Below are 233 nucleotides of genomic sequence, written 5' to 3' on the forward strand. Positions count from 1 at the left end.
AGCTGGGCAATGTCTCGCGGGGACATGCCATCGGCGTAAAGCACGAAGATGCGACGAACGATCTCAGCCTTCTCGGGCTCGATATCCCGCAATCCCCTGATGCGGTCGCCGAGTTCGTCACGCTGTTGCGAGAGCTTGTAGCCATAGGCAAGGCAGGTCGAGGCCTTCCCCTTGCGGACCGCCGTCTTCATACCCTCGCGGGTGCGGGTTCGGCCCTGCTCGACGAGTTCATG

1 pseudogene is annotated in these 233 nt (G+C 62.2%); it reads right to left on the reverse strand.

The features are described 5' to 3' along the window. Positions 1 to 233 (reverse strand): annotated as a pseudogene (locus H6M51_RS24460) (recombinase family protein); the annotation flags it as partial.

Source organism: Rhizobium sp. AQ_MP (assembly GCF_014237835.1).
GTDB lineage: Bacteria > Pseudomonadota > Alphaproteobacteria > Rhizobiales > Rhizobiaceae > Allorhizobium.